Raw genomic sequence first — 12,916 nt, 5'->3', positions numbered from 1 at the left:
AATTGTTAATGTTTTTATACAGGTCATTTAGTGTGGTTTTATCCATAAAATCAGAAATCCATTCAAAATTAATATTTTTTAATAATAATATCACATCATTTTTATTTGCACTGTTATTTTTCCATTCTTCAAATACTTTTAATGAGAGTTCAGTGGAATTATAAAGGTTTTTATAGCCTTTATCCTCAAGCAGTCTTGCAACCCTAAGCATTTCATTTTTCGGAACCGCACATTTTGTATCATTTCTATTATAATTATATTTCATTGCAAGTGACTGCAAAAGTCTCCGCAATGACTTATATGCCCTGAAGGCTGCAAGGTTTATGACATTTTTATTTAATCTTAGACATGCAACATTTGCATCATTTACCGACATTTCTGCATACTGCCTCTCAGACCTTATTGGCAGGTGACGGTTTCCTTTATACATATTAATATTCACCGTTTTAAGCTATTATTTCATTAATGATTAAATTTTTTGGATACAAACAGATCTTATTTATTCCTGCAAATGCTTCATGTACTTTTTTTATCATATTATAAACTCGGTGATTTTCTGCCATTCTTATTGGTAAAAATATATTCAATAAATATTTTAAATAATTTTAACTATACAAGCAATGGACGAAAAATTAAGAATTTCCAAAGCCATATATTTGCTTTACCTTATACAGAGAAACAGAATAGGAATTAACGTCAAATGGGCGGTGTTAAAGCCTCTAATGTCATTCCTTTTTGGTGAAAATATATTTAACGAATTAAAAGACAATCTTGTAATAAGCACATTTAATGAGGATGCAACACTGGAGGTTATAAACATCAATGACCTTTCATATGATATTGATCAGCAGGCAAAGGAGGATTTATTTCAGAGCGTAATTTCATATTTTGCAAAATTTGATGAGGTATCAGGAATTATGCATGTTGTATATTTATACAGGAAGCTTGCAACAATGATAGTTGAGACAATAATACTTAACATGAATATTAACTGCAAATCTTGCAATCCTGAATTAAAACTTGCCATGCCAATAATAGTTTCCGATGATTTTTATTATTCAAAGGCATTTGCTGATTATTCAAAAAATGAAATAAAAAAACTAAAATTTGATATCAACAGTTTTACGGAATATTTAAATCAGAAATGGTTTATAAAATTAATTATAATGGTTAAGGATGGAGAATACGGAAATTACAGCTATTCAAAAACGTCAGAAAACATAGACCCTGAGTTTTATAATGGTGTTATTTTCTTAATTAAAAATGATGGGCTTGCATCCATAGTCATGCATCTTGATGAATTTTTAAGCAATAAAAAGATAAATAATGCTATAACAAAATATAATTATAAAAACCTTAGAAAGGAAAAAATAAGAAGATTCTATGACTGGTTGAGCATTGCCAATGATATAGCAGTTGGAATGGAGTTCCTTGTCGGTAGTTTTTTATTCCTTCCGAATCATAATGAGCTTGATGGTGTTTATCTTTTTATAATAGGAAGCTCCCAGCTTTTAATAAGGCCAATGATTAATATTGTGCGCAGGGCACATTTATTTTTATTATCAAAAATTAACAGATAAATTTAATTTTATATTATACATAAAGGTTTATGAAAATAAGAGTGGAAATTAAATACCTGCCAAATGTTGAGGACCCCGAGGCGCTCAGCATAAAGAGAAACCTATCCATGCTTGGATATTCCGGTATAGATGATGTTAAAACATACAAAATTTATGAGTTTACAACATCAATAAATGAAGAGGATTCAATGCGCCAGATTCAGGATATATCTGAAAATATACTTACCAATCCGGTTATTCAGGAATATAAAATAGAGAAGATAAGTGATTGAATTGTTTAACATTCTGGATGCGGATGATGATAATTTAAAAAAAATGGGCAATTCGCTTGGATTATCCTTGGATGAGATGATTGTATTAAAAAACTATTTTTCTGGACTTAAAAGGAATCCAGAGGATATAGAGATTCAGGCAATTGCACAGGCATGGAGTGAACACTCGTGCTATAAAAGTTCAAAGATATACCTTAAAAGGTATTTTTCAGGCCTAAAAAGCCCTTATACGATTTTAACAATGGAAGATGACGCCGCTGTTGTATCATTTAATGAAGATTATGCGTATGTTGTTAAAATGGAAAGCCATAACCACCCCAGTGCTGTTGAACCATATGGTGGTGCTGCCACCGGTGTTGGTGGAATTATAAGGGATGTTCTTTGCATGGGTGCCCAGCCGGTTGCCCTCATAGATTCATTATACTTTGGAAATCCAGAAAATACCAGTGGCATATTAACAGAGAGATTTATTATTAACAGGGTTGTTGCAGGAATCAGGGACTATGGAAACAGGGTTGGCATACCAACTGTTGCCGGTTCAGTAGATTTTGATGACAGCTACAATACAATACCACTTGTAAATGCAGGCTGCATTGGCATAGTTAAAAAGGATAAAATTGTAAGAAGCAGGGTTGAAAAGGAAAATGATATATTAATAGTCTGTGGTGGAAGAACAGGCAGGGACGGCATTCATGGGGTTAATTTTGCATCAAAAACGCTCAATGAAAATGATTCAGAGAACAGGAATGCTGTGCAGCTTGGAAATCCCATTATAAAGGAGCCATTGATACATGCAATACTTGAAATAAATGACCTTGGCATAATAGATGGCATGAAGGATCTTGGCGGTGGCGGTTTTTCAAGTGCAGTAAGCGAGCTGCTGTATGCAGGCGGGCTTTCTGGCATCATAAACCTGGATAATGTGCTTTTAAAGGATGCAAACATGGAACCCTGGGAGATATGGGTCAGTGAATCACAGGAAAGAATGCTTCTGGCCATGGAAGAAAAAAATTTAAAGCTTGCAGATGAGATTTTCAAAAAATGGGGTATAGAATATTCAGTAATAGGCAGAACAGTAAAAAGTGACAATTTAATCATAACATATAAGGGCAAAAAGATTTTGGATATGAATTTAAAATTTCTAACATCAGGACCTGTATATGCAAGAGATTACCGTCCGGTGAGTAATAATAAATCAGATATTGCAATCAGGGAGCCAGAAAATTATGAAAAATTCATAAGGGATTTTATTTCAAGGCCAAACATATGTTCCAGGTTTAATATTGTTAGGCAGTATGATTTTACCGTTAGGGGATGTACAATAACAAAGCCATTCACCGGATTTCCGAATCATGAAACGCATTCAGACGCATCAATTATTAAGCCTCTGGAAAATTCAATGTCGGGCTTATCGATAACTTCAGGTTCCAGGGGCAAAATTGTAAGTATAGATGCATACAATGGCACAATGTGGGTACTTGCAGAGGCGTATAAAAATACAATAAGCTCCGGTTCAATGCCGCACAGCATTATCGATGCCCTTAATTTTGGAAATCCTGAAAACCCTGAAACAATGTTTAAATTTAAGGAATCTGTGAGGGCCATATCAGATTTCTGCAGGTATATGGATCTTCCATTGGTTTCTGGTAATGTCAGCTTTTATAACCAGTCTAAATATGGTGAAATAAAGCCCACACCCAATATACTTATGATAGGCATTATGGATAACATAGTAAAAAGGATAACACCAGATTTAAAATCCACTAATTCAGGGTTATATGTAATAGGTAATATTATTAATACGCTGGCAGGAAGCGAGTACTCAGAAATGTTTAATGCAGAATATTCATACATACCGCCTGTGAACCTCAATGACCTAAAGATATTGATGGAATTATTAAAAAATAACAGGGAAATAATTAATTCTGCACATGATGTTTCCCAGGGTGGATTAATAATGGCACTTTTAGAGATGGCATTTGGTGGGTCCATAGGCATTGATGCTGATTTATCCCAAATAGATGGCAAGTTGAACGAAAAATTATTTTCAGAGCTTGGCACGGCCATTGTTATAGAGGTTAAAAATGGCATGGAAAAAGCGTTTGAGGAGAAATTTAAATCGGTTAATCCTGTTAGGCTTGGAAAAACAATAAATAATAAAATAATCATAAAAAATCTTGGGAAGGTTGTAATAAATGAGGAAATAGACAATTTAAGGCATATATGGGAGCATGGCCTTGATAAATATATATAATCAAAAATTTTATAATTGTTTTACATAACATATTATGGGAGATTTTATAAAAAAATTTGAATATCTGGAGGATTTAAATATAACACTGGAACTTGCATACAGATTAAATTATAACTTCAAGGGATGCGGATACATAAAGGTGTATTCAGGAAAAATAGACCCGGAAGAGGAAAATTATGAAATTTATATGGAAAGCCTTGACTGCGGAATGTCAGAGGATGAGGTTAATTCAAAATATAATAAGATGATTGGTGAAATAAGGTCCGGTGATATAGACCTGTCTTTATAGAATCATCTTCCAACAAATGTTAAATAAAACATTTAAATCATTATCCGTGAAAAAATACTGGAGAATTATTGCAGTTATCCTTATAATATCAGGAATTATCATGGTTGGCACTGGGTATCATGGACTTACCCAGATTCCTGTAAAAAACAGTGAGCATCAGATCAATTCTGGTGAGTATGAATCAGATGATTTTAACTTTTCCTCAAATTATGAGCTAATGATGATTACAAACAGCAGCAATTACGGCCTTGTAAAGGAATCCATGGCAAAGTATATTTCACCAGGGAATATAAGTAAATATGCGATAAAACCTGTTTCATCCAGTGATGGTACATTAATTTATAAAAATCTAACCGGGAATTATGTTTTTATAGCATTTAACAGCCAGAAACCATTGATGGACTATGAATTTGCAAAAATAACAGAATTCAATGATGTTAAATATTCCGGTTATCTTGCTGCCTTAGGGGCCCTATTCACCGGATCTGGCATTATCTTGCTGTTCATTTATATAGTTTATCCAAAACTCAAAAATAATAACAAAAAAATTTAAACCTATGTGTTATATTGTTTTTATGATCGTCTCCCCCCTGGATTACAGATATGGCAGAGATAAAATGAAGGGCGTTTTTTCAGAGGAAAACAGGTTAAGAATAATGCTCAGTGTTGAGGCCGCACTTGCACAGGCAGAATCGTATTATAAAATCATACCTGAAAATGCGTATAATGATATACAGAGAGTTGTTAATTCTAATCAGGTTAAACTTGAAAGGGTAAAAGAAATTGAGAAACATATAAAGCACGACGTAATGGCCATTGTTGATGCTTTAACAGAAAAATGCAATGAGGGAAAAAATTATGTCCATTTTGGGGTCACATCCAATGATATTAATGATTCTGCAACTGCAGTACAGATCCATGATGCCATAAACATCATTACATCAGACCTTATTGAATTTATGAATATTCTTATAAAATTGATAAATGAAAATATGGACACAATAATGGTTGGGAGAACACATGGCCAGCATGCCAGCCCCATTACATTTGGCCTTAAGCTTTCTGTATACCTTTCAGAGATTACAAGGCACCTTGAACGTTTAAGCGGCGCAAGGCAGAGGATAATTGTTGGAAAAATTTCTGGCCCGGTTGGAACAGGTGCCGCTTTAGGTGATAGGGCAAGGGACATTCAGAATAAAACATGTGAGATACTCAGGATAAGGCCGGAGACTGCATCAACACAGATAGTGTGCAGGGATAGATACATAGAGTATCTCTCAATTTTAAACAATATATCAGTATCTCTTGAAAAGTTTGCCACCGAGGTCAGGAATTTACAGAGGCCTGAAATTAATGAGGTCTCAGAGTATTTTAATTCCAGCGAGCAGGTTGGTTCAAGCTCAATGCCCAGCAAAAGGAATCCCGTAAATGCCGAGAATATAGTGAGCCTGTGCAGACTTATAAGGTCCTATATAATTCCGGAGTATGAGGCGGGCATACAGTGGCATGAAAGGGATTTAACAAACAGCGCCCTTGAAAGATTTACAATACCATACACATCCATACTGACGGATGATGTGCTTGCAAAGTCAATTGATTTATTTAAGAACATTTATATAAATAAGGATGAAATGTTAAAAAAGGTAATTAATGATCAATTCATTATGTCTGAAAGTGTAACAGTAACCCTCGCCAGAAATGGTATGCCCCGGCAGGAGGCCCATGAATTTGTAAGGGAGGCATCAATGAAGGCTTACATGGAAAAGATTTCATTTAAAGAATCACTAATAAAAAATGGAATAGAAAAATTTATAGATAAAAGCATGCTTGATGATGCTCTTGACCCATTTAAATTCACAGGCATGTCCAGAGAAATATGTATGGGTGCCATAGAAGAGGCGGAGAATATGATTAAATACGCAACAGGTGATTTGTATGATTAATAATTTCGATAACAAAAAACTGGAAGACAAAAAAATGTATAAGCTGATACTTGAAGAAATTAATGGGGATGAAAAATCAATAACAGGGATACAGAAGTCTCTGGAACAAAAGGGAATAAACATGCACAGGCTTGTCCTTACGGGATATCTTGATGCCATGGTTGAGCTGGGAATATTAAAGGAGAAGGAGATTAAACCTGCCAGAATTTTTTCATTCCTTGATGATAGCCAGGATATTTATTCGATAGTAGGTGATGTTGCCAGATCAATGGATTCCGAAAAATCTGGACTCTATTCATTGTATTTATTGAATTATCTCTTTGAACGCCCAATATTTATGAGGGAAATTGAAAAATGCAATGTTTCACAAATTAACAAGAATGATTACAACACTGTAAACCCACCGTTAAGATCTGACTATATAAGAAAACTCGAGATGACAGGCGTAAAAATTCCACAGAGCAATTTAATGATAGAGCCAGTAAATAAGGATATTTACACAATATCAAGGCTCCTCAGGGAAATTGTTTATTCTCAGTTTGATTTAAAAAAATATAACGTGGCAAATAATAATCAGAGAACTCTGGATTGAAAAGTTTATATTTCTAAATTAACTTATAAAAAGGACAGTTATGACAATATACATGTATGTTTTAGCATATAAATTAAATGGCCAGTTCTGGTCACTGGATTATGATGGTAGAAAATCAGTAAACAAAAAACTTATAGATTTTATAAATGGCTTTAAAAAGAATTTAATCAGCATAAAATATTATAAATCGATAAGGCATGATAATGATATTTTGTTCTGGTCAACAGCCTATGAACCAATAAACCTTGAAAAACTTAAGGAGGGGATTAATTCTGCACTTGGCACCTATGGCGATTCAACATACAGCATGCTATCATTATATGAGGATTCACCATATATTAAGGAGGGAAAAAACCTGGAGGATACATTAAAAACAGACCCAAAGAAGTATTTTGTGGCATACCCAATGAGCAAGGATCGTGAATGGTATTTAATAAACTATGAGGAACGCAGGAAAATACTCGCAGGACATATAGGAACTGCCAGGGGAGATAGGGAAAGTTCAGGAATTTTGTCATATACAACGTACTCATTTGGCCTTGGAGATCAGGAATTTGTGGTTTTATATGAGGTTGAGGATCTTGCAGCCTGGTCGCATGTAACGGAAAAGCTTAGAGAGGTTCTTGCCAGAAAGTGGATAACAAACGAAACCCCAATATTTGTTGGGATTTATAATAATGATGATTTGGTTGATTAATATGTCATTAAAGGATTACCTACGTGGAAAGGATTATTTTATTGATCCACCTGAGCTGGAGCCCCTTAAGCCAGAAGATGTTATGAAAAGGCTTAATGAATATAAAATTATTGATGTAAGAACCGGCATTGAATTTCGCAGGGGCCATATAAAAAATGCGGTGCATTACAAATTAGGCCGTGAGGATGATATCGTTAAGGATTTTGGCAGGGATGCAAAGATTATCCTTGTATGCAAGACCGGACATAGAAGCAGGGCGGCAGCAAACAGGCTTGCAAGGATGGGCTATAAAAAACTTTACCACCTTGATGGTGGCATGAATACATGGAGAAAGGAAAAATTGCCTGAGGAAAAAGGAAAATAAGCCTATGCAAGCCCAAGCTGTTCCATTTCATTCTTCTGCTTGGACTTCAGCTTTAGGTTGTATCTTGTTATGTATCCGGCAAGCTCATTAAACGTTTTTTTCGTTACGCTGTTCTCAACGAAGTTCTTTAGAACCTCCTTATTATGCTTAAAGTCCTCGTTAAATACATCCTTATTTTTCTCGATGAGCTCCTCTGCTATCCTTTTTATATTTGATGGTCTTATACTTCCCACGGTTATCACAACCTGATTTTATAAAAATATATAAAGTATTTCAAATTATGGCGGCACCACAGTAACCGGTATATTTGAATGCGCAATAATACCTGAGCTTACAGAACCCAGTATTAATTTGCTTATCCCGTGAAGCTTCCTTGTGCCTGTAATGATTAGATCAACATTGTCCTTCTCTGCCTCCTCTATGATTAATTTTGATATTTCCTCGCCGTTGGAGTTTAATTTAATCAATTCATATTTTACACCCGCTTTATCAAGTTCCTTTGATGCATGTGAAAGAATTTCATCGGCTGTTTTATCCTGGCCCTCATACACAGATTCAGGTATATATGAGTCAAAACTGGCACTGATTCCAACTATTGTGGGTATTACATAAACTATTTTATATTCATTTATTGCACACTTCATACTCAATGCATATTTTAGTGCCTCCTTTGCACCCTGCGAATCATCATAAGATACTAAAACCTTCATATGGGTTTATTTTTTAAGTATATATTAATTTATTTATTTTTATGTTAGTATACCATATAAAAATAAATTAAAAATAATTTATATGCCTTAAATAGTTTTAACAGACATTTTTTTGCACTGTAAAATTTCTAAAATAGGTATTTATATTATAAAATAATACCATAAGCAAATTACCATACTTTGAGGTGACATATTGAAGAGAAGTTCAAGAGATTGGAAAAAAAGGGGGCATATGCGCTGGAAATGGAGAAAGAAAAAGATAAGAAGATTGAAGAGGGCAAGACGGGCAAGCAAACAGTAATTTTACCCTTTTATTTTTTAAAATAAAAAATTTTAAAATTGAAAACTTTTAAAATGTAAATAGATATTATTGAACAATTTTTAAGGCATTCAGTGCACTTAGAGGATTTTCCTGGGATACAAGGTCGGATATTAAAATACGCTTCTGCTGCATGGAATCTCTGAATCTTACTGTTACGGTATTATCATCCAGCGTCTGAAAATCAATGGTAATACAGTATGGTGTTCCTATTTCATCCTGCCTTGCATACCGTTTTCCTATGGATCCAACATCATCGTATATTATATATTTATCCTTTGGGAATAGATTTGAAAACAATTCTTTGGCCTTTTCCTGAAGTTTCTGCTTTTTAAGCAGCGGGAAAACTGCCATATGAAATGGCGCAACATATTCATTAAGTGCAAGAACGTTATACCCATTGTCCCTTTTATAAAATGACTGTGACATAACTGATAATATTATTCTATCAATTCCGTATGAGGGTTCTATCACATATGGTATTACTTCTTTCTCACCAATTTTTACCGTCATTGACTCACTGGAATTATTACCGTGATTTGTAAGGTCAAAATTAGTCCTGTTGGCGATTCCAACTATTTCAAACCATTCATCATCTATTAAAGCCTCTGCATCCCAGCTATCCGCAGCATAGTGTGCGCGTTCATCAGGCATATGCTGCCTGAACCTCAGCATTTCATTTTTTATTCCAATTTTATTTAAAAGCCGCTGTGTTTTCAAAACAAAGTATGCCATGGCCTGATTTGGTATTATGCCAGATTCATAGGCCTCCTTTACGGTCTTTTTATATACATCACCGGTATTTGGCAGCAATTTTACAGGCAGATAATCATAAAGTTCACCAAATTCAAGGCTATCAGGATCAAAAAATGATTCTATTTCACACTGGTTAAATTCCTTTAATCTTATCAGGCTCTGCCTTGGTGATATTTCATTTCTGAATCCCTTGCCTGCCTGACCGACAATCATTGGAAGCCTGTTTTTATTATAATTGTAAAGAAGCTTAAAATTTACAAAGATTCCCTGGGCAGTTTCAGGCCTGAGATACATGTCGTTGGCCCTGAACATTAAATTAAAATCGTAAACTTTCTTGATTATATTTCCACATACAGGGCATTTAAGGTTGTTTTTTGATGATATTTCATTTGCCTCATCCAGATTTTTTGGCACAGCATTTATCCCATTGTATTTAAGAACTGTTTCCAGCTTGAATTTGGTCTTGCATTTATCGCATTCACAGGCAAGGTCAGAAAATCGGTCTATATGGCCTGATGCCTTAAACACGGGCTCTGGTGTTAAATTTGGTGTGTCTATAAATATTGCGCCATCCTCAAGATAATCCTCACGCCAGAGTTTTATTATATTTTCCTTGAGAAGAACGCCAAGGGGTCCGTAATCATAGAATCCCGAAAAACCACCGTATATGGAAAATGACGGCCAGAAAAAACCCCTTCTCTTGGATAATTCAATTATATCATTATACATATTAATCATTGAATACCTTTAATAATTCAACATCATATAGCATTCCATAAATATCACCGTGGCCTGAAAGAACCGGGACCTGATTATAGTTCCCCTGAGACATAAGCTTAACAGTTTCCCCTATTGTTGAGCTAAGATAAACCACTACAGGATTCTTTACCATTACATCCCTTACAGGCATATTTGGAACCCTTATGTTTGATTTCTCAATAATATATGTAAATACATTTCTTATGCCCTCCCATGACCATGGGTCCTCATCATCGGCAATGCCTGCCTCTGATAACACCTCTGTTGATGATAATTTAACCTTGTCAAATATATCCCTGTCAGTAATAAGGCCAACAAATTTTGCCTCTGCATTTAAAACTGGAAATGAGAATATCTGTGATAATTTCATGGCTATAAGTGCAACGCTCAATGGTGATTCCTCCCATATTGGAAATGCATTGTATGTCATTACCTCCTTAACCTTTCTCTCGCCAAACTTTTCCTGTATTATATTTAAAAAATTTTGTGGTGTTAGTATGCCTGTGACCTCATCATTGTCATTGGTAACAACAAGATGCCTTTTACCCTGTATTGTGATTTCCTTGGCAGCCTCTTCAACATAATCATCCTCTTTTACCGTATTTGCCTTCCTCATTACGAGTGCGGTCTGGGTTTCATTTGGGTTATAAAATATATCACGTCTTGTTATAACACCTGCATATTTTCCATCCCTGCCAACAAGTGGTATACCTGTAACATTATTCTTTATTAATACCCTTATTACATCAGATACTGAACTTGGAACGTTATATGTTATTGGATTTCTTGTCATTATTTCCTTTACCCTGTAATTCATAGCGGTATATATTATTATATTAAATAATTTTTATGATTTTAAATAATATATTACATTTAAAATTTGCAATAAAATTAATATACAGATATAATGATTTAAGATAGGATTTTATGGAAATAAACATGGAGGATAATATATCAAAATGGGAAAAGGATGTTATAGATACATCAAAAAATAATAAATTATTATATTTTGATAGCAAATTTTTTTTGAGAATTAAATCCCCAAGCCTCCCTTTTATTTTTGATGACATAGTAAACAAGGATAAAAAGATGTCATTTCACACACATGAGGATGTGGATTCAAGAAAAAAGGATGAAATCATTGTTTCAGGTGGTGAAAAATTAATTAATTCGCTTAAAAATATCTATTATAGGGCCCAGAGTGCATTAAACGAGCACGGTACCATAGCCCTTTATCTATCATTTGGCATCCTGAAATGGCAGGATTCAGATGGTTCTGATGTTGAGACACAGCTATTTTTTGTTCCTGTGGAAATGACAAGAAAAATATACGATGAGTATTATATAGAATCTGTTCAGGGAGATATATTCTTTAATCCAGTACTAAGGGAAAAGCTGGATCAGTTTAATATTAAATTTGACTTTAATTTCGATGAGAATTTAAATATTATGGATGCAATTAAATCCTTTAAGTCAGCAATAAAAGAAACAAAATGGGAGGTAAAAAACAGTGTTTATTTGGGCATTATATCATTTACTAATAACATAATTTATAACGATTTAAAGGCAAACCATGCCCTTATAATGAAAAATGACCTCACAAGGGCACTTGCTGGGGATTTTGATACAGTTAAAAAATTAAATGCTATGATGCCGGATAATATTGATTATTCCGGGATAATAACTGCCATGGATGCAGATTCCAGCCAGCTAAAGGCCGTATACGCCGCAAGGCATGGCGCAAGTTTTATACTTAATGGCCCGCCGGGTACTGGAAAGAGCCAGACAATAGCAAATATAATTATTGATTCAATAAGCAACGGAAAAAGTGTACTTTTTGTCAGCGAAAAAAAGGCTGCAATAGATGTTGTCAGAAGGCGCCTTGAGGAGAATGGATTTGGCGATTTTCTTCTTGACCTCCATGGAAATATATCCAAGTCAGATGTAATCAAATCATTTTATAAAAGCATTGATTCTGAAAAGAACATACGAAATGAACCAATGCCGGGAGATAGATATACAGGAGGTCTAAATGGATATGTTAATTCACTGCATCAGATAAGGGAGAATTCAGGTATATCAGTATATGACGCTGCCTGCAGAATAATAAAAAGTAAAACAAATGTGCATATTGATATTGATGATAAGGTTTTGAAATATAAATATGACGACATTGAGAACATAAGGTTTCAGTTATCAGAGCTTGCGGATTATTATGATATAATTCGCGATTATTTTAAGGTTCCAGAGGGTTTCAATTTAAACTATTTTAAAAAAAATAAGAATGAATTTTATAAATCAATTGAGGACATTATGGCATCCATTGAATACAAAACAAATAAAACAAGATCTGAGGCACTGGACATAATTTATGATGCGGT

General features: G+C 34.3%; 16 protein-coding genes. 11 read left to right on the top strand and 5 right to left on the bottom strand.

Annotated elements, in window-relative coordinates:
* Positions 1-430: hypothetical protein (locus AOG54_RS05595; RefSeq protein ID WP_201779324.1), on the bottom strand; the 430-nt coding region annotated here is incomplete at its 3' end.
* Positions 431-620: 190 nt separating this feature from the next.
* Here AOG54_RS05595 and AOG54_RS10050 point away from each other — a divergent pair.
* The 9 genes from AOG54_RS10050 to AOG54_RS05550 are packed head-to-tail and all read left to right on the top strand — an operon-like array spanning position 621 to position 7,991.
* On the top strand, positions 621-1,580 hold the full coding sequence (locus tag AOG54_RS10050) for a YrhK family protein (RefSeq protein WP_197065868.1): 960 nt from the start codon (positions 621-623) through the stop codon (positions 1,578-1,580).
* Positions 1,581-1,609: 29 nt separating this feature from the next.
* Complete coding sequence (gene purS, locus AOG54_RS05585) at positions 1,610-1,852, top strand: phosphoribosylformylglycinamidine synthase subunit PurS (RefSeq protein ID WP_048102209.1); 243 nt, start codon at positions 1,610-1,612, stop codon at positions 1,850-1,852.
* A 43-nt stretch (positions 1,853-1,895) separates the two neighbouring features.
* Entirely contained in the window at positions 1,896-4,106 is a 2,211-nt protein-coding gene (purL, locus tag AOG54_RS05580; RefSeq protein WP_084795512.1) for a phosphoribosylformylglycinamidine synthase subunit PurL, read from the top strand.
* A gap of 34 nt (positions 4,107-4,140) precedes the next feature.
* Positions 4,141-4,395 (top strand): hypothetical protein, encoded by a 255-nt coding sequence (locus tag AOG54_RS05575; protein ID WP_054964280.1) that lies wholly within the window; start codon positions 4,141-4,143, stop codon positions 4,393-4,395.
* Positions 4,396-4,441: 46 nt separating this feature from the next.
* Complete coding sequence (locus AOG54_RS05570; RefSeq protein ID WP_156324221.1) at positions 4,442-4,948, top strand: hypothetical protein; 507 nt, start codon at positions 4,442-4,444, stop codon at positions 4,946-4,948.
* Positions 4,949-4,970: 22 nt separating this feature from the next.
* Complete coding sequence (gene purB / locus AOG54_RS05565; RefSeq protein ID WP_054964278.1) at positions 4,971-6,338, top strand: adenylosuccinate lyase; 1,368 nt, start codon at positions 4,971-4,973, stop codon at positions 6,336-6,338.
* Positions 6,331-6,930, top strand: coding sequence for a hypothetical protein (locus AOG54_RS05560; protein ID WP_048102565.1), 600 nt, complete (start codon positions 6,331-6,333; stop codon positions 6,928-6,930). Before purB ends, AOG54_RS05560 begins: the two co-directional genes overlap by 8 nt.
* A 40-nt stretch (positions 6,931-6,970) precedes the next feature.
* Complete coding sequence (locus AOG54_RS05555; RefSeq protein WP_054964277.1) at positions 6,971-7,627, top strand: chlorite dismutase family protein; 657 nt, start codon at positions 6,971-6,973, stop codon at positions 7,625-7,627.
* 1 nt (position 7,628) lies between these two features.
* Entirely contained in the window at positions 7,629-7,991 is a 363-nt protein-coding gene (locus AOG54_RS05550; protein ID WP_054964276.1) for a rhodanese-like domain-containing protein, read from the top strand.
* A gap of 2 nt (positions 7,992-7,993) precedes the next feature.
* On the opposite strand, the gene AOG54_RS05545 is transcribed toward AOG54_RS05550, so the two are convergent.
* Positions 7,994-8,224: a 30S ribosomal protein S17e gene (locus tag AOG54_RS05545; protein ID WP_048102595.1), complete on the bottom strand. Its 231-nt coding sequence runs from the start codon at positions 8,222-8,224 to the stop codon at positions 7,994-7,996.
* Between the two features lie 45 nt (positions 8,225-8,269).
* Entirely contained in the window at positions 8,270-8,701 is a 432-nt protein-coding gene (locus tag AOG54_RS05540; RefSeq protein WP_048102569.1) for a universal stress protein, read from the bottom strand.
* 193 nt (positions 8,702-8,894) lie between these two features.
* Between AOG54_RS05540 and AOG54_RS09535 the strand changes: the two genes are divergently transcribed.
* The gene (locus AOG54_RS09535) at positions 8,895-9,002 is read left to right on the top strand and encodes a 50S ribosomal protein L41e (protein ID WP_082180503.1); all 108 of its coding nucleotides are present in this window, start codon (positions 8,895-8,897) and stop codon (positions 9,000-9,002) included.
* Between the two features lie 66 nt (positions 9,003-9,068).
* On the opposite strand, the gene glyS is transcribed toward AOG54_RS09535, so the two are convergent.
* Together glyS and AOG54_RS05530 are read right to left on the bottom strand one after the other, a co-directional pair.
* On the bottom strand, positions 9,069-10,514 hold the full coding sequence (gene glyS / locus AOG54_RS05535; RefSeq protein WP_236692469.1) for a glycine--tRNA ligase: 1,446 nt from the start codon (positions 10,512-10,514) through the stop codon (positions 9,069-9,071).
* On the bottom strand, positions 10,507-11,352 hold the full coding sequence (locus tag AOG54_RS05530; protein WP_048102572.1) for a CBS domain-containing protein: 846 nt from the start codon (positions 11,350-11,352) through the stop codon (positions 10,507-10,509). The genes glyS and AOG54_RS05530 overlap by 8 nt, the downstream gene beginning before the upstream one ends.
* Positions 11,353-11,462: 110 nt before the next feature.
* Between AOG54_RS05530 and AOG54_RS05525 the strand changes: the two genes are divergently transcribed.
* A partial coding sequence (locus AOG54_RS05525; RefSeq protein ID WP_156324220.1) for a DUF4011 domain-containing protein occupies positions 11,463-12,916 on the top strand: 1,454 nt, incomplete at its 3' end.

Origin of the sequence: Acidiplasma aeolicum (assembly GCF_001402945.1) — an archaeon.
Lineage (GTDB): Archaea > Thermoplasmatota > Thermoplasmata > Thermoplasmatales > Thermoplasmataceae > Acidiplasma > Acidiplasma aeolicum.
The sequence above is the reverse complement of the archived record's forward strand: the minus strand, read 5'-3'. Positions and strand labels throughout refer to the sequence as shown.

Bases quoted from the DNA above. Each gene is read 5' to 3' on its own strand.
- AOG54_RS05575 (WP_054964280.1), top strand. From the start codon at position 4,141: ATGGGAGATTTTATAAAAAAATTTGAATATCTGGAGGATTTAAATATA.
- AOG54_RS05560 (WP_048102565.1), top strand. From the start codon at position 6,331: ATGATTAATAATTTCGATAACAAAAAACTGGAAGACAAAAAAATGTAT.
- AOG54_RS05550 (WP_054964276.1), top strand. From the start codon at position 7,629: ATGTCATTAAAGGATTACCTACGTGGAAAGGATTATTTTATTGATCCA.
- glyS (WP_236692469.1), bottom strand. From the start codon at position 10,514: ATGATTAATATGTATAATGATATAATTGAATTATCCAAGAGAAGGGGT.
- AOG54_RS05530 (WP_048102572.1), bottom strand. From the start codon at position 11,352: ATGAATTACAGGGTAAAGGAAATAATGACAAGAAATCCAATAACATAT.
- purS (WP_048102209.1), top strand. From the start codon at position 1,610: ATGAAAATAAGAGTGGAAATTAAATACCTGCCAAATGTTGAGGACCCC.
- purB (WP_054964278.1), top strand. From the start codon at position 4,971: ATGATCGTCTCCCCCCTGGATTACAGATATGGCAGAGATAAAATGAAG.
- purL (WP_084795512.1), top strand. From the start codon at position 1,896: ATGGGCAATTCGCTTGGATTATCCTTGGATGAGATGATTGTATTAAAA.
- AOG54_RS05540 (WP_048102569.1), bottom strand. From the start codon at position 8,701: ATGAAGGTTTTAGTATCTTATGATGATTCGCAGGGTGCAAAGGAGGCA.
- AOG54_RS05555 (WP_054964277.1), top strand. From the start codon at position 6,971: ATGACAATATACATGTATGTTTTAGCATATAAATTAAATGGCCAGTTC.
- AOG54_RS10050 (WP_197065868.1), top strand. From the start codon at position 621: ATGGACGAAAAATTAAGAATTTCCAAAGCCATATATTTGCTTTACCTT.